Source organism: Treponema sp. OMZ 790, assembly GCF_024181285.1.
Taxonomy (GTDB): Bacteria; Spirochaetota; Spirochaetia; order Treponematales; family Treponemataceae; genus Treponema_B.
Genome location: NZ_CP051201.1, coordinates 2,728,122 through 2,744,361, shown reverse-complemented (window position 1 = coordinate 2,744,361; position 16,240 = coordinate 2,728,122). Strand labels below are relative to the sequence as shown.

At 38.9% G+C, this 16,240-nt stretch carries 15 protein-coding genes; 11 read left to right on the top strand and 4 right to left on the bottom strand.

Features of this window, described 5'->3' with window-relative positions:
• Positions 1 to 2: 2 nt before the first annotated feature.
• The 8 genes from E4O01_RS13005 to E4O01_RS12970 all read left to right on the top strand — a co-directional run bounded on the left by E4O01_RS13005 (position 3) and on the right by E4O01_RS12970 (position 6,403).
• A complete protein-coding gene (locus tag E4O01_RS13005) occupies positions 3 to 311 on the top strand; it encodes a hypothetical protein (RefSeq protein ID WP_253692598.1) in 309 nt (102 codons plus the stop codon).
• 1 nt (position 312) lies between these two features.
• The gene (locus E4O01_RS13000) at positions 313 to 1,017 is read left to right on the top strand and encodes a hypothetical protein (RefSeq protein ID WP_253692597.1); all 705 of its coding nucleotides are present in this window, start codon (positions 313 to 315) and stop codon (positions 1,015 to 1,017) included.
• A 12-nt stretch (positions 1,018 to 1,029) separates the two neighbouring features.
• Positions 1,030 to 1,665: a hypothetical protein gene (locus E4O01_RS12995; RefSeq protein ID WP_253692596.1), complete on the top strand. Its 636-nt coding sequence runs from the start codon at positions 1,030 to 1,032 to the stop codon at positions 1,663 to 1,665.
• A 28-nt stretch (positions 1,666 to 1,693) separates the two neighbouring features.
• On the top strand, positions 1,694 to 2,362 hold the full coding sequence (locus E4O01_RS12990) for a DUF4304 domain-containing protein (RefSeq protein ID WP_253692595.1): 669 nt from the start codon (positions 1,694 to 1,696) through the stop codon (positions 2,360 to 2,362).
• Between the two features lie 101 nt (positions 2,363 to 2,463).
• On the top strand, positions 2,464 to 3,072 hold the full coding sequence (locus E4O01_RS12985) for a TetR/AcrR family transcriptional regulator (protein WP_253692594.1): 609 nt from the start codon (positions 2,464 to 2,466) through the stop codon (positions 3,070 to 3,072).
• Positions 3,050 to 3,592 (top strand): CDP-alcohol phosphatidyltransferase family protein, encoded by a 543-nt coding sequence (locus E4O01_RS12980; RefSeq protein WP_253692593.1) that lies wholly within the window; start codon positions 3,050 to 3,052, stop codon positions 3,590 to 3,592. The genes E4O01_RS12985 and E4O01_RS12980 overlap by 23 nt, the downstream gene beginning before the upstream one ends.
• Positions 3,593 to 3,689: 97 nt before the next feature.
• A complete protein-coding gene (locus tag E4O01_RS12975) occupies positions 3,690 to 5,120 on the top strand; it encodes a cysteinylglycinase (RefSeq protein ID WP_253692592.1) in 1,431 nt (476 codons plus the stop codon).
• 122 nt (positions 5,121 to 5,242) lie between these two features.
• Positions 5,243 to 6,403, top strand: coding sequence for a GGDEF domain-containing protein (locus E4O01_RS12970; protein ID WP_253692591.1), 1,161 nt, complete (start codon positions 5,243 to 5,245; stop codon positions 6,401 to 6,403).
• Between the two features lie 11 nt (positions 6,404 to 6,414).
• Here the strand turns inward: E4O01_RS12970 and E4O01_RS12965 are convergent, their stop codons facing one another.
• Genes E4O01_RS12965 through E4O01_RS12955 form a run of 3 tightly spaced genes read right to left on the bottom strand, consistent with a single transcriptional unit; the run spans position 6,415 to position 11,211 of the window.
• Complete coding sequence (locus tag E4O01_RS12965; protein ID WP_253692590.1) at positions 6,415 to 7,854, bottom strand: nicotinate phosphoribosyltransferase; 1,440 nt, start codon at positions 7,852 to 7,854, stop codon at positions 6,415 to 6,417.
• Between the two features lie 25 nt (positions 7,855 to 7,879).
• Complete coding sequence (locus tag E4O01_RS12960) at positions 7,880 to 10,378, bottom strand: DNA translocase FtsK (protein ID WP_253692589.1); 2,499 nt, start codon at positions 10,376 to 10,378, stop codon at positions 7,880 to 7,882.
• A 23-nt stretch (positions 10,379 to 10,401) separates the two neighbouring features.
• On the bottom strand, positions 10,402 to 11,211 hold the full coding sequence (locus E4O01_RS12955; RefSeq protein ID WP_253692588.1) for an undecaprenyl-diphosphate phosphatase: 810 nt from the start codon (positions 11,209 to 11,211) through the stop codon (positions 10,402 to 10,404).
• Positions 11,212 to 11,461: 250 nt separating this feature from the next.
• Here E4O01_RS12955 and grdC point away from each other — a divergent pair, with 250 nt between their 5' ends.
• The gene (grdC, locus tag E4O01_RS12950) at positions 11,462 to 13,000 is read left to right on the top strand and encodes a glycine/sarcosine/betaine reductase complex component C subunit beta (RefSeq protein WP_253692587.1); all 1,539 of its coding nucleotides are present in this window, start codon (positions 11,462 to 11,464) and stop codon (positions 12,998 to 13,000) included.
• 12 nt (positions 13,001 to 13,012) lie between these two features.
• On the top strand, positions 13,013 to 14,167 hold the full coding sequence (gene grdD / locus E4O01_RS12945; protein WP_253686139.1) for a glycine/sarcosine/betaine reductase complex component C subunit alpha: 1,155 nt from the start codon (positions 13,013 to 13,015) through the stop codon (positions 14,165 to 14,167).
• Positions 14,168 to 14,210: 43 nt separating this feature from the next.
• On the opposite strand, the gene trxA is transcribed toward grdD, so the two are convergent.
• A complete protein-coding gene (trxA, locus tag E4O01_RS12940; RefSeq protein WP_253692586.1) occupies positions 14,211 to 14,534 on the bottom strand; it encodes a thioredoxin in 324 nt (107 codons plus the stop codon).
• Positions 14,535 to 14,709: 175 nt separating this feature from the next.
• On the opposite strand from trxA, the gene rny reads away from it, so the two are divergent.
• Positions 14,710 to 16,239: a ribonuclease Y gene (rny, locus tag E4O01_RS12935; RefSeq protein WP_253692585.1), complete on the top strand. Its 1,530-nt coding sequence runs from the start codon at positions 14,710 to 14,712 to the stop codon at positions 16,237 to 16,239.
• The last annotated feature ends 1 nt before the right edge of the window (position 16,240 follow it).

Sequence of the window (16,240 nt, the reverse complement as noted above, 5' to 3'; positions counted from 1 at the left end):
CGATGAAGAATGTAATTGAGAAAAATTATTATTCGGAGAATAAAAGCTTTATGTATTATCTGCACGAAGAAAATAGATTTAATATAGAAGCACTAAACGATTTATGTGAATATATTCGAGCTCAAAAAACAGTTGATAAAGAAGCTTGCAAAAAATTATTTTTTATTCAAATACAGATATTAAAGCATATCATTTATCATTTTGACAGTAATGACATGAGCGTAATCAAAGATTTACCGAGTGAGTATTCTAATTACCTTGATGATTTGCAAAAAAGTGTTGAAGCATATATGGAAAAATGGGGAGAATAATATGTCAAACGCAGTTAATACAGATAAATACAGATTACATATGCAAGAACTGATGCCGTTATTTTGTGATGAAAACAGGACAGATACGAAAGAGATAGTAATCAAAGGAAATCGAAAGGATTACAAGATTCACGTTCATCATTACTCCGGGAGCATTGGAGAGTATCATTATCGAGGTGCCGAATGTTTTCTTTATGCCGGTGATGTTCTTTACACAAAATGGCATTGCTTTAACGATTCTTCCGTATTTTATCAACTGATTTCACATAAAAACGGCAAAGAGTATCTGATTTTCAGACAGGATTTATACGGATACAGTGTACTTGATATGGAAAGCGGAGAAATCATGCAGTTTTTTCCGGAGTGTTCTTTTGAGGGAGTGGAAACATTTATTTGGACGAAAGTGCATTATCACCCTGCAAACAATGTGCTTGCGGTGGAGGGCTGTTATTGGGCTTGTCCTTATGGTGTTCAACTCTTCGATTTTGAAAATCCGATGAGTGAGAATCCGAAATTTGTTGATATTATTTCCTGTCTTGACGGAGATTATGATGTATATGACGAATTGAAGTTTTTGAAATGGGAAAAAGGGGATTTATATCTAAAGGCTTTTTTAGTCGAGAACTCAGAAATAATGGAACTGGTCATACCGCAGGAGCAATACCTCTGCTGGCTTGGCGATGACAACATCGCTAAACATTTATAAATGGGAGGTGAGATGATGAAGTATTGCCATATCTATGGCGACAGCGATGAGCGGAATCTGTATTTAGAGTTGGGTGATAAAATAAAAATAGACTATTGTGACGCATGCAAGATGGTATTAAACCGTGATGAAGCAATTTTACAAGCGGCAAAGATAGTTAAAATACGAAAAAAGAAATTTTTCTTTGGTACTTTAGATGGTGTATTCATTGCAAGTCAGCGGTTTTATGAATTATATCATACATACAATATGCAAGGAATTGATTTTATTCCGTTTGAAAAATCGCGCGGATACTATATTTGCAATTTTTTGTATACAATGCACTTTGATGTTGAGCGCTCAAAATCGGTGCGCATTGAATATGAGGGCAAGGTTTCTTACGGTGTCTTGAATAATGGAAATTGCAGTGTTTGCAAAAGAAGTTTCGGTCATCACCACCCGTGGCCGTACCGAATGACAGTTGAAGATGAGAAAAAATTACACCCGAACACATTTTATCGCAGTGATATTGAATTTGCGGAAAAGAATTTTCAGCACCCTCTTTTATGGGCTTCGGACGGTATTATCCAAGCTTTTACAAAAGAAAAATGCAGAATATTCTACAAAAATGTTGAAGGGAATTTCGGAAATGGAGACTGCGGCAAATGAATATATTGAATTAAATAAGGAGTAAGTTATGATCGAAAAACCGAGAGATATATTTTTAAAGGGCTGTAATGAAATAACGGCGCCGTTACTTTTACAGGGATTTAAAGCAAAGCAAAAGGGACAAACGGTTTCCAAAAAGCCGAGTAAGGATATTACTTTAGAGATTTATTTTCAGTCCTCACACTATAATGACAAAAATAGCATAGAGATTATTCCCCATATCAGAGTGTATTCAAAAGCTGTAAAAGAATTTGATATTACGGCATACAAAAACGAGTATTGCAGCGGAATAGTTTACACCAAACAGCTTTGTTATATTTTAAGCAGCGAGTATAAAACATGGGATTTGGCAAAACCAAATTATTCGCCTACGGTTTCGGAATTGCAAAAAGCCATTACGGATACGGTTCTTCCGATATTTGAAGTATTTTACGGCTCACCTGAAGAAATTATACAACAGAGCGGCAAACACGGATTACATATTTCGTTATCTTATTTTCTTGCATTCGGATATAAAGACTTGGCACAACAGGTATTGCAAACCAGAATTAATCAAAGCCCTCATAAAAAGCAATATATGAATTTATACAAGAGCTTATCGGATACGGATAAAAACACTATCGACCCTAAGTACAATGAATTTGTCGGAGCCGGAGAAATAAAAATGGCATACTTGCAAGGACTGAAGTTAAAATAATTGCAAAAAAATAATCAATTTTAACTTATTTCGTCTTGACAAAAATAAAACCTTGTGTTATGAATGAATATTAAAAAATATTCATTCATAACGAGGACGAAATGGATAAAAAAGAAGAGCTTTTGATTAGCGCACATGATATTTTTGCAAAAAAAGGATACAAGGGAACAAATATTTCGGATATTACAAAAGCGATAAATGTTGCAACGGGTTCTTTTTACAAACATTATGTTTCCAAAGAAGATATATTTTTAGAAGTATATAAATGTGAAAATACAAGAATTCGGCAATTGGTTATGGAGCAAGTCGATTGGCAGATGCCGATCGAAATAGTTGTTGAATCCTTATTTTCTGTAACTTCAAAACACTTATTCGGAAATAAGATAATGGCGGAATGGAGTAATCCCAAAATCTCAAAACTTTTACACGCTTATTATCTTTCCGAGCAAGGAAAAAAAGACAATCAGTTTCATCAATTTTTAACTGATGTACTCAATAAAAAAATGAAAGAATTAAAAATCAAAAATCGATTGGCGTCTCAATTAAAGAGAGTATATGAGTTTTTATACTATATTGATTGCCATATAACGGATTCAGATTTTGAAGGCTGCAGCGAAGTAATCAGGCTTCTTACTCTATACTTTGTAAAAGGTATAGTCTCCGAAAATACCGTTTTATCTACAACGCATGAAAAAGATTTTAATAAATAGCTTAACCTTATTAAGACTGCCTCTTTCCATCATATTCGATATCGTATTGTTTTATGAAGAACGCAGAGTTTTCTTTTGCGGCATATTATTTTCCGTAATAGCGTTAACTGATTTCTTTGACGGAAAACTTGCCCGCTATTATAATTCGGAAAGCAAAATAGGAGCTGTTCTGGATGCCGGAACGGATTTTTTCTTTATTTTCACTGCAAGTTATATCCTGTATACGCAAGGATTATTACCGGCAGGTATGATTATAATAATACTAATAAAATTTACGGAGTTTTGTTTGACATCATATGTGTTTAACAAAAAACTAAAAACCGATCGACCTTTATTTTTCGATAAAATAGGGCGCTTTGTTGCCGTTATATTATACGCGGTTCCGCTCATAGCAATAATATTACATTCGGCATTGCACATAAAATTATTTAACTGCATTGTACTTTGTGCATATATAACGGTAGGATTTTTATCTGCCGTTTCACTTTACATAAGAGTAGTTAAAATAATTCGATTTTGAAAACTATTTTACTCCCTACATCTTGTAGCAAGTTTTTAAAATATGTATATTGTATGATGTAAAAAACAACATTAAAACAATAGATTTTGGAGGAACTATGAAATTTAACATTGCAAAACACGGCGGTGTTGCTGCACAGTTGGTTTATGAAGAAAAAATCGAAGGCGAGTTTCTTACCCACTTAAAAGAAAAAGAATTGTTTTCGGGAAAGGCGGAAGAAGTTTACTACAGCCTCGATTCAAATCTTAAAGCTCATCTTTTTATAGGACTGGGTAAAGAAGAAAAAATTGATTTGGAAGTTTTAAGAAAAACTTTTTTTAAGGCCTCTTCAGAACTTTTAAAGAACAAGGTTACAGAGGTTGAGCTTAATATTCCTAAACTCAATAATCTATGCACTTATAAAACAGCTTCAGCAATTGCAGAAGGCATGCTTCATGCAACCTACCAATACGACAAGTTTAAAAGCGACCGCAAAGAATTAATGGAAATTACTGTTAATTACAACCCTGAAAAAGGCAAGGAAGACAGAGCAGAAAAAGGAATCGGCGAAGCCGTCAAACTTATGGAAGCCGTGTTCTTAACCCGCGACTTGGTAAATGAGCCGCCGAACGTAATCTATCCTGAAACCTTAGCGCAAATTGCCAAAGAAAAACTGGAAGCAAAAGGTGTAAAAGTTACCATTCACGGAAAAAAAGAAATTGAAGCTCTTAAAATGGAAGCATTCCTCAGTGTAGCAAGAGCAAGTGCAAAAGAGCCTAAACTCATTGTTATGGAATATTATAATAATCCCGACTCAAAAGAAAAAATTGCTCTTGTCGGTAAGGGCCTAACCTACGACAGCGGCGGATATGCCATTAAACCCGCAACAAGTATGGTAACAATGTTTACCGATATGGGCGGTTCGGGTACGGTTATCGGTACCATGCATGCATTGGCAGATCTAAAAGCAAAAGTGAATGTTGTAGCTGTAGTTGCTTCTTGCGAAAACATGATTTCAGGTGACGGTTTCAGAAACGGAGACATTATCGGCTCAATGAGCGGCAAAACTATCGAAATTATTAACACCGATGCAGAAGGCCGATTGACTTTGGCAGACGCCGTTTATTATGCCACCAATAATTTGGGTGCAACAAAGCTGATTGACCTTGCAACCCTTACCGGAGCCTGTGTAGCAGCATTTGGTGAACAAGTAAGCGGGGCAGTTACCAACAACGACGAATTCTTTGCAGAACTTGTAAAGGCAAATGAAAGAGCCGGTGAAATTGTTTGGAGAATGCCCGCTATCGAGTACTACAAAAAAATGAACGAATCAAAAGTAGCCGATTTAAAAAATACCGGAGGAAAATCCGGAGGAATGATGACGGCAGGACTTTTTGTCGGCTCCTTCCTTGCAAAAGAAGATATTCCGTGGATTCATATTGACATTGCAGGAACAGCTTACATTACGGAAAACTTCGGCTACCTAAAAGAAAAAGCTACAGGTACCTTAGTAAAAAGCCTTTATTATATGTTGAGTAAAGAAGAATAACCATCCATGCTGCAGAGAAAATTTTTTCTCTGCAGTTCTTTTATCTTATAATGTGAATTATCTTAAAAGTATGATACAATAACTGTCTCAATAAGAGATATTTTTTATGGAGTAGTAATAGTATGAACAAGTCTGACTGTGCTAATAAAGATATTATAAGCAAAAATAAGCTATATAATTTTTTCAACGATAATATCCAAATTGCGAATGACGAAATAAATTCCCTGCAGGTACAATTCAGGCTAATTCATATACGAACCCAGCTTATCATCATTATCATTGCATGTTGTTTTGAAATTGCTTACTACTTTATTGATAAAAATGAAATGAGTTTATCTTTCGATAAATATTTTTTTAAATATGTACTTATTCCATTTTCAGTTAATTTTTCACTGTATCTTATAACAAAAATATTTAACAATAAATGCTGTAATTCAAAAACCAAAAATTATTTTGTAATGTTAAGTTCTTTATTTCAAGCTTTCTTTTATATTGTAGTTCATCAAGCTTTTGTTACAATTTATGCCGGTTTTTTGGTTATGATATTTTTATCGACGGTTTATAACGACAAAATGTTAACAGGAATCACATCCTTATTTTCTTTTACCGGAACAGTACTAGCCGTTTTTTTCATAAAATATGACGGCGATCACAATATAACAAGCCAGTATATCCTAGACTTTATGGTACTGGGGTGTATTCTTATTGTATGCTATATTACGGCAAAATATATCCTTAACCATAATAAAGCAGAACTTTCAAAAATACTAAATGCCATACAGGAAAAAGAAAAATATTGGTACGGTATGATGGTAGATGATCTTTCAGGATTGTACTCCCGTGCTGCATTTAGAACATATATCAATCGGATACAAGATTATGAAGGCGATGTATATATAGTAATAATAGATTTAGACGATTTTAAAAAAATCAATGATACTTACGGCCATCTATACGGCGATGAAGTTATAAGAACTTTGGGACAAACCCTAAATTCCTATTCGGGAGACTTATTTACAGCATTTAGGTACGGCGGAGAAGAATTTCTGGTAATAATAAAATCGGATGAAGGCTGCGCCGATAAACTGATGAATGAAAGCAAAAATTTCTTTAATCAAAACTGCTTTTTCAAATTACAAAACCCCAATATAAGCTTCAGTGCCGGTATGAGTAAATTCTCAAAAGGAAAACTCATAACCGAAATAATCGGTCAAGCAGATTCTGCTCTATATAAGGCAAAAAAAGAAGGAAAAAATAAAATCGTTATTTACGGCAGCTACTAAAAAATAGAATATTAATGTATGGGAAAAACCGGCTTATTTTTTATAAGCTGTTGTTTCAAATTTCTCATTTTTTCGCTTAAAGAAACCTTGTATATATGCGGGTTTAAAAGACGCTTTGAGGTATAATCCAAACTATCAAGCTGTTTTTCGGCATAGGCCTTGATTTCTTTAAGGCTTGGAATCTTACCTACAGCTTTTCCGTTTTCGATGCGCTTTTCTAAAAGAGCTTCAACTTTTGCAGGTGTAAACGTAAAATTCTGATAATCATTTGCAGGATGATAAAAAGTTTGCTCTATGCCCTCTTCAATTTTCTCATCTTCAAGAGTTAAAACATCGGCCTTAAAGGATCCGTCAGCGTTGTATAATCTCCAAACCTGTTTACATGCAGGGTTGGTCATCTTTGCAGGATTATCCGAAAACTTCATAACCGGAGTCCATTCAGCTTCTCCTGCGTTTTTACGGGCGGCCATTTTGTAGACACCTGTAAGTGAAGCTTCATTTCCTCCTGTAACCATATGAGTTCCGACACCCCAAGAATCTATGGGCGCATTGTTTTGAACAAGGGATTCTACGATTTCTTCCGTAAGTTCATTTGAAACCGAAATTTTTGCATTAGGGCAGCCGGCTTCATCAAGGCGTTTTCTTACATCCTTACTCAAATAATAAATATCTCCCGAATCAAGGCGGACTCCGAAGTTTTTCCCTTTTTCTTGTAGACGTTTTCCGACCTTAATTGCATTTACAATACCTGAGCGGAGGGTGTCATAAGTATCTATTAAGAATATGGAATTATCCGGATAAATGTCGGCATAAGACTGAAAAGCATCTTCTTCATTTTTAAAGGACATTATCCATGAATGAGCCATCGTACCGAGAGCCGGAATGCCGAGTTCTTTGGCAGCCAGAGAATTACTCGTACCGAAAGCTCCTCCTATGTAGGCAGCTCTTGTTGCACTCATAGCACCGTCATTGCCTTGGGCCCGTCGAAGACCGAATTCCATGATGGCTCCTTTTTTTGAAGCCTGCCAAATTCTAGCTGTTTTGGTAGCAATAAGAGTTTGAAAATTTATCATGTTCAGTATCAAGCCTTCCAAAAGCAAAGCTTCAACTGCATCAGCTTCAATACGGATTAAAGGTTCATTGGGAAAAACTACACTTCCTTCCTTCATTGCCCAAATATTACCTGAAAATTTAAAACCTGCAATAAATTCTAAAAAATCTTTTTCGAATATTCCGAGGGATTTAAGCCAGTAGATATCGCTCTTTTCAAAATGAAAATTTTTAATAGTTTCTAAAAGAGGTTCCAATCCTGCAAAGACAGAATAACCTCCCTTAAAAGGATTTGATCTAAAAAACATTTCAAAAACGGTTTTACTGTTATTTCCTTTTTTCCAAAAACCTTGAGCCATTGTCAATTCATAAAAATCTGAAAATAAAGCGTTACAAATCATAAATTTTACCTCACATAGTTATTTTTTAAGAATGTGTAATTACTTCCCTTGGTTTTGAGCCGTTTGCAGGACCTACCACTCCGCGCTCTTCCATTTCTTCCACAATGCGGGCAGCACGGTTATAACCTATTTTGAGCCGTCTTTGAATATAAGAAGCCGAAGCCTTTCCTTCCGCCAAAACAATTTCCAAAGCTTCATCATAAAGAGGATCGCTTTCTTCTCCAAAAAGTGAGCCTTGCGAATATTCTTCATCATCTACAAATATTTCGTCATCTATGTAATCGGGTTCGCCGAAGGTCTTTACACATTCAACAACTTGTTCAACCTCATCATCCGAAACAAAGGTACCTTGGATTCGGGCCGGGAAGGGTTTAGTCGTACTTACATAGAGCATGTCTCCTTTTCCTAAAAGTTTTTCGGCCCCGATATTATCAAGAATAATTTGGCTGTCAACACGCGAGGCAACCATAAAGGCTATTCTGCTGGGAATGTTCGCCTTGATTAAACCGGTAATTACGTTGGTCGAAGGCCTTTGGGTTGCAAGTACCAAGTGAATACCTACGGCACGGCTCATAGCACAAAGCCTTGAAACGGTAGCTTCAAGCTCCTTGCCCGTAGTTGCCATAAGATCCGCAAATTCGTCAATTATTATTACGATGTAGGGCAGAGGTTCAGCTGCAATCTTTTCGCGCTTTATCTTTTTATTATAGCTTTTAATATCCCGAACACTCATAGAATCAAGCATTGCATATCGCCTTTCCATTTCGCATATACAGTACTGTAAACCCTGTAAAGCTTTTTTAGGCTCCGTAATAACGGGTGTCAATAAGTGACCGATGCCGTTGTAAAGTTTAAGCTCTACAATTTTTGGGTCAACCAAGAGGAGCTTTACTTCTTCGGGGCTTTTATTATAAAGTATTGAAAGAATAATAGAGTTAACACAAACGGATTTACCCGATCCGGTAGCACCGGCTATCAAAAGGTGAGGAGTCTGACAAAGATCCAAAGTTTGAGGTTCTCCCGTTACGTCTTTTCCCAGCACAATGGGTATTCCCATTTTTTCGGTTTCGGGAATTTGCGTTTCGATTAGTTCCCTAAAACCGACGATAGCTCTCGATTCATTAGGCACCTCAATACCTACGGCTTGTTTTCCCGGAATAGGAGCAACAATACGCACACTTTGAGCTGCAAGCCGCAAAGCGATATTGTCTTGAAGAGCCGTAATTTTACCCAGCTTGATTCCCGGAGGGGGTAATACCTCAAACATGGTAACTACGGGCCCTTTTCTGATACCTGTAATTTCTATACTTATATTAAATTCTTCAAAGGTATTTTTTAAAGCTACTGCGGCTTTTCGAGTCGAATCATCGACAATCCAATATTCATTTCCGGGATACTTTGTTAATAAGTCATAAGGAATATGATATCCCTTCTTTTTATCTCTTGTATCAGCCTTAGGTTTAAGCGGCTGAGCAGCACTGATTTCTATATCGTCGCTTAATTCATCCGAAAAGAGAATATCTGCGTCTTCATCCTCGGTTTCTTCCGGCTGTAAATCATCTTCATCGTCATCGTCATCATCTTCTTCTGCCTCGGAAATATCGTTATCTTCTTCAAAGTAATCGGGCTCCTCAATTTTAGGTTCGGGAAGTTCTTGAGTGTTTGAGTTCGATAAATCTTTTTCGCCCTCATCTATGGAGCCGAGTTCTTCCAAATCCTGTTCAATACTTATGTCTTCTATAACGACAAGAGAATCTATTATACTTTTTTTTGCCTCAGAAGAAGGAGAATCTCCTATGTCTATCTTTATATCTGCATCTACATTTTCAAGAGGAGGTGCTTCTTCTTTAACTTCTTCGGCAGTGCTGTCGAACTGCGGCTTTATAAATTGATTACGTGTAAGCATGGCGCTCGATAACCTCTGCCTATTTGTGTCGGGTGCAAATTTAGTTGTATTTGATTTTAACCAAAAACCCGTTTTGTCTGCCTCACTTCTTTCACCGAAAACCGCAGCTGTTTCCGGTGAAGGATAACTGTCGCCTATAATATCTTCAATTTCTTCTTCTTGAGGCGGAAGATATGCTTTTTTATTCAACCTTTCGGTTAACATAAGAGTAAGAAAAACTTCTATTACAAGTAAAAGAGCTGTTGAGAGGGTTATGGTAATCTTGGTAAACTCTTGTACTGTTTCATTTATAATCTTAGGAAGCAAAAAATAAATCAAATGCTCTCCCAAAACGCAGGTCAAAAAATAAACCGGCATAAATGACAATAAAAATTTTGAATGCAGTGACCAGCCCGGAATCATCAACAAAATTGAAGAATAAAGAAGAATAATTGGTATAAGCAAAGAAGAAAATCTATATGTGGAAAAGAGAATTGTTCCTATTTTTTCAAACGGAAAGATGTATCCTTTAAAGCCGAAAATAGGCAAAAGAACAGCAAGGGCTATGTATATTGAGCATATAAAAATAAGTATTCCCAATAAAATAGATATAATTCTAAATTTTGATTCTTCTATCAAATTTCAACTCCGACTGTGTAAAATTATCCGGCAAAACCCCAAAAATAGACGCTAAGTCCTATTCCGAGAGGAATTAAATAGAAAGCAAAGTACATGAGCTTTCCTTTTTTTATAAGTGTAAGCAAAAACCGAAGAGAAAAATAACCTACAATGAAGGCACTTATCATTCCGGCAATTAAAGCTATGGGGCTTATACCTGCAAACAGATTATCGGCAGATTTAACTTCAAGTATAAATGCGGCAAGAATCGCCGGTATGGACAATAAAAACGAAAATTCTCCGGCTTTTTCACGATCAAGGCCTGCAAAAAGAGAAGCCGAAATAGTACTTCCTGAACGAGAAATACCGGGTATAACTCCGATTCCTTGAGCAAATCCCGTAACAATGGCTGTGATTAGACCTATCTTTTTTGAAGATTTGCCGCATTTTATTTTAGATGAGGCTATTAAAAGAAGTCCGGTAACTATAAAAAATATGGGTATAAAACGGATATCTATGACCTTCACCCAGTCCCTTAAGAGCAGGCCTATTACTCCCGTAATTGCCGTAGCGATTATGATTGCGGCTATTATGTTTAAATCTTCTTTATCTTCCGGTTTGGATTTTCTTATTATAAATCTGCCTAAAACACAAAAAAGCCCGGCAATTTTTTTTGCAAAAACCGTGCAGACAGCTGCAAGGGTAGCAACATGCAAAAGTATGTCAAAAAGGATGGGCAGATCTTCTTGTTTAAAAAAATATTCTACAACAGCCAAGTGCCCCGAACTTGAAACAGGTAAAAACTCAGCAAAGCCTTGAACGGCTCCCAAAATAATAGCTTGAAAAATTGACATAAAAATTCTCCCGAAAAGCTTTTTTAAAAAAATCAGTGTGGGATTATACCACAAAAAATATAAAAATGCCAGCCGAAAATTATGAAAGATTAATCCTTAACCTTGCGGCGAAATCTTTAACAACTAACAACAGAAGCTTTGGCAATTTAACGGATACTTGAATAATAAACGAATTTAATATAGAATAAAAAAGCCATCGTTATTAATTGGCAAATCATTTTAAATTTTATATAAATTTTTTGGAGGCATTATGGCAAAAGTCGCTATAAAAGGAGCAAGCTACATCCTAGTTCATGCTCCCGATCTTCTCTTTCACAACGGTTCAACTCAAACAGGCACAAGGCTTGCAAACCCTGAGGATGAATATTTAAAGGCAATCCCCTCTCACTTACGAAGCTTTGAAGAGGCAGTAAACTATCCGCCTAACCAAGTTTATATCGGAAACATGGCTCCCGAAGATTTGGAAAAAATCCCCGAACCTTGGTACAAGGACGCAAAAAAGGCCGAAAAAAAGGGTAAATTCGGCGAAATTATGACTCAGGCCGAGTTCTACATCTTGATGAAACATGCCGACGTTTTTGAACTCGTTTATTTCTCAAAGGAATTCACAGCCGAAGCTGCAAAACTCATCGAAAATCATCCTATTATGAAAACTCAGGATATTAAGCTCGGAGAAGGCCACGACATTGCAGAAATCCAAAAAATGGTAGACGCTCACACGGCTGAAGGCCTCTACGAACAGGGAAAGCTCATCGGTTGTGTAAAGCAGGCTCACGACACAGACGAAAACTTGAGTGCCCACACCATGCTCGAAAACCTCGCCACAAAGGCTTCCGGTATTCTTTCCGCATGGCACATGGGAAAACTCGAAGGCATCGATATGAAAGATGTCGAATACATCATCGAATGTTCGGAAGAAGCCGCAGGCGATATTAACCAGAGAGGAGGCGGAAACATTGCAAAGGCAGTCGGAGAAAAATCAGGCTGTGTAAACGCAACTGGTTCGGACGTTCGAGGCTTCTGTGCAGCTCCCGTTCACGCAATAATCCACGGAGCCGCCCTTGTAGCAGCAGGTATCTTTAAAAACGTATTGGTCGTTTCGGGAGGTTCTGTACCCAAGCTCGGTATGAACGGAAAAGACCATGTAAAAAAAGACCTACCTCTCTTTGAAGATATGATCGGAGGCTTTGCCGTTATGCTCAGTGCAGACGACGGAGTAAACCCCGTTATCAATACCGAAGTTGTAGGAAAGCACGTAATTTCTTCCGGTTCCGCTCCTCAGGCCGTTATGAGCGTATTGGTCTACGATCCCCTCAATGCAGCCGGCTTAAAGATGACCGACATCGAAAAATACTCGGCAGAGCTTCAAAACCACGAAATTACCGCTCCCGCAGGTGCAGGTAACGTACCCGAAGCAAACGTAAAGATGATTGCAGCCTTAAGCGTTATGAAAGGCCAGCTTGAAAAAGCTCAAATCGCCGAATTCGTAAAAAAACACGGAGTTGTAGGTTTTGCTCCCACTCAGGGACACATCCCCTCAGGCGTTCCCTTCATCGGACATGCTCGCCGCGATATGATGGCAGGAAAACTCAAAAATACAATGATAATCGGAAAGGGAAGTTTGTTCCTCGGCCGTCTTACAAACCTCTTTGACGGCTTGAGCTTCTTGATTGAAGCCAATGACGGAAAAGGCTCCGCTTCTGCAGGTCAGGACACAGCCGGAATAAAGAAGATTGTTGCCGAAGCAATGAGAAACGTAGCCGAAAATATTCTCAAATCCCAAAACTAAGGAGATAAGAATATGGCAGATAAAAAACAAATTGCTGATTTATTTTTAGGACTTGCCGAAGGGCTTGAAGGCGGCTCATTTGCCGGCCGATTCCCCGTCGGTTTAACCATTCCGGGAAGCGAACACGGCGAAGCAGAGCTTGTTTATGCCGCAGAGCTTGCCGCAAAAAGGAACCCCGATTTGGATGTAATCCTTATCGGAGGCCCTGAAGTAAAGGGCTTAAAGCATTTCCCTGCAGCAACTCTCGAAGATGCTCATAAAGAAATGGAACGCCTTTTTAAAGAAGGAACAATTAAGGCCTGTGTAACCATGCACTATAACTTCCCCTTGGGCGTAAGCACAGTAGGAAAGGTCGTAACCCCCGGAAAGGGACGCGAGATGATTCTTGCTACCACTACGGGAACAACCGATGCAAACCGCTACAAGGCCATGCTTTTAAACGCTATCGGCGGTATTGCCGTTGCTAAGGCTTCAGGAATAGCCGAGCCCACAGTAGGTCTTTTGAACATTGACGGCATCGCCGTTATAGAAAAGGCCTTAAACAAGATGAAGGAAAGGGGTTACAAGGTAAGCTACACCGAATCAAACCGTGCAGACGGAGGTGTCCGCATGAGAGGAAACGATCTCTTGCAGGGAACTCCCGATGTAATGGTTTGCGATACCCTTACAGGAAACCTGCTCATTAAGCTATTTTCTTCCTTTGTAACCGGAGGAAGCTATGAAGGTTCAGGCTTCGGTTACGGACCCTGTATCGGTTCAGGCTATGATGATGTTGTCGGAATTATTTCGAGAGCATCCGGAGCTCCTGCAATCGCAAACGCCTTAAAATTCGTTGCAGACTGTGCAAAGAACAATGTTCACGGCATTTATGCAGAAGAACTCAAGGCCGCTAAAAAAGCAGGCTTGGATGAACTCTTGGAAGACATGCCCGGAGCAAAGCCCGTTGCAGCAGCCGCTGCCGAAGAGGTAAAGGCTCCGCCCAAGAAAACGGTTGATGCCGGTATCCCCGGAATCGATGTTATCGAAATCGAAGACGCTTGCAAGGCTCTTTGGAAGGAAGGAATCTATGCCGAGACGGGAATGGGTTGTACTGGCCCCGTAATTATGGTAAGCGAAGAAGACTTACCCAAGGCAAGGGATATACTCCACAAGGCCGATTACATTTAAAAACAAAAAAGGCGGGACGCTTTAAAAGCTCCCGCCTTTTCTTTTAGATATGCTTTGAAACAAAGTTTACAAGGTCTTTTTTAGGCATATAGCCTGTGTACCTGTCTACCTCTTTTCCGTCTTTTAAAACGACGAGGGTAGGAATTGACATAAACTTAAATTTTACTGCTAATTCGCGTGCATTATCCACGTTAGACTGTGTTATTACAGCCTTATCGCCGAGTTCCGCTTCGGCTGCCTCCAGCTCAGGACTGAGCTGCACACATGCCGGTCACCAAGGAGCCCAAAAATCGACTAAAACGGGCTTGGTAGTCTTTAGGGTCTCATCAAAGTTAGCACTTGTAATATCCAATACTGCCATAATCATCTCCTTATAATTTAGATTTAGAAAAAATCATTTTTCCCGATTGGTTACAATATACGGAATTCTAAAATATACGGCAAGACATAAATTCTATTTATTTTCCTCATTTTTATTGACTTTTTTTTCGATTGCCTGTATTATGAGACTGGACAGTAGTACACTTTTTAGGAGCATACCAATGAACTGGATTTTGTATGTCATCCTTCCTGCTGTCTGTATAATTCTTGGATGGACGATTCGCTGGCTTTATGCCAGATTTCAACTATCTGCTTCTGAACAACGTGCAGAACGGATTTTACAGGAGGCAATAAAAGAAGCTGAAGCTCAAAAGAAGGAATTTCTTCTTGAAGCAAAAGAGCAGCTGATTCGGGAACAAAAACAGCAGGAACGGGAAAATCGGGAACGCAGGAGCGATCTCCAGCGTTTTGAACGCAGGTTGGCACAAAAAGAGGAACTTCTCGATAAACGTGTCGAAACTGTTGAAAAACAAGAAAAAGAGCTTGTCAAGAGGGAAGCCGCACTTGATGAGCGTACTGAAATTTTAAGCGGCGAAGAAGAAAGATACAGGGAAGAATTGGAAAGAATTTCCGGTTTAACCCAGCAGCAGGCAAAGGATTTGATTATCCGCGACTTGGAAACTGAAGCAAAGCATGATGCGGTTACTATTATAAACAAGATAGAACAAGAAGCTCAGCTGACAGCAGAAAAAAAGGCGCGCGATATTTTAATTACGACGATCCAACGTCTTGCAACGGAAACGGCGAGCGACATCACTGTCTCAACGGTCAGCTTGCCCAGCGATGAGATGAAAGGAAGAATTATCGGCCGCGAAGGCCGCAACATTCGAGCCTTGGAAACTCTAACCGGTGTAGACATAATAATCGACGATACACCTGAGGCTGTTGTAGTATCTTGTTTTGACCCTGTACGCAAGGAAATTGCAAGGGTTGCTTTGGAAAGGTTGATTCTTGACGGCCGAATTCACCCGGCCCGCATTGAAGAGATTGTACAAAAGGTAACCAGAGAAATTTCGCAAAAGGTTTATGAAGAAGGAGAAAGGGTTTTATTCGACCTCGGTATCCATAACATGAACCAAGAAGGTGTAAGGGCCTTGGGAAGGCTCTACTTTAGAACGAGCTATGGACAAAATGTGCTTCAGCATTCTAAAGAGGTTGCCATAATAGCAGGAATGATTGCAAGCGAAATCGGCGCAAATGTCGAAATCGCAAAACGCGGTGCCTTGCTGCATGATGTCGGAAAGGGTGCAGAAACCGATTCCGATAAAAACCATGCAGAAATAGGTATGGAGCTTGCAAAGAAGATCAATGAAGATCCGAGGGTTGTCAATGCCGTAGGTGCTCATCACAACGATATAGAGCCCACCTGCATTGAATCGGTAATAGTGCAGATTGCAGATGCAATTTCAGCCGCCCGTCCGGGTGCAAGACGCGAAACTATGGATAACTACGTTAAGCGGCTTGAAAACCTTGAACAGCTGGCTGAAGGCTTTAGCGGAGTCGAAAAGGCTTATGCAATCCAAGCCGGAAGGGAATTGCGGGTTGTTATCAACAACGAAAAGATTTCCGATGCCGATACCAAGATTTTGGCCCGGGACATTGCAAAAAAAATCGAAAACGATTTACAGTACCCCGGAAGAATCCGCGTAACCTTGATTCGGGAAACACGTATCGTAGAATACGCCCGCTAAC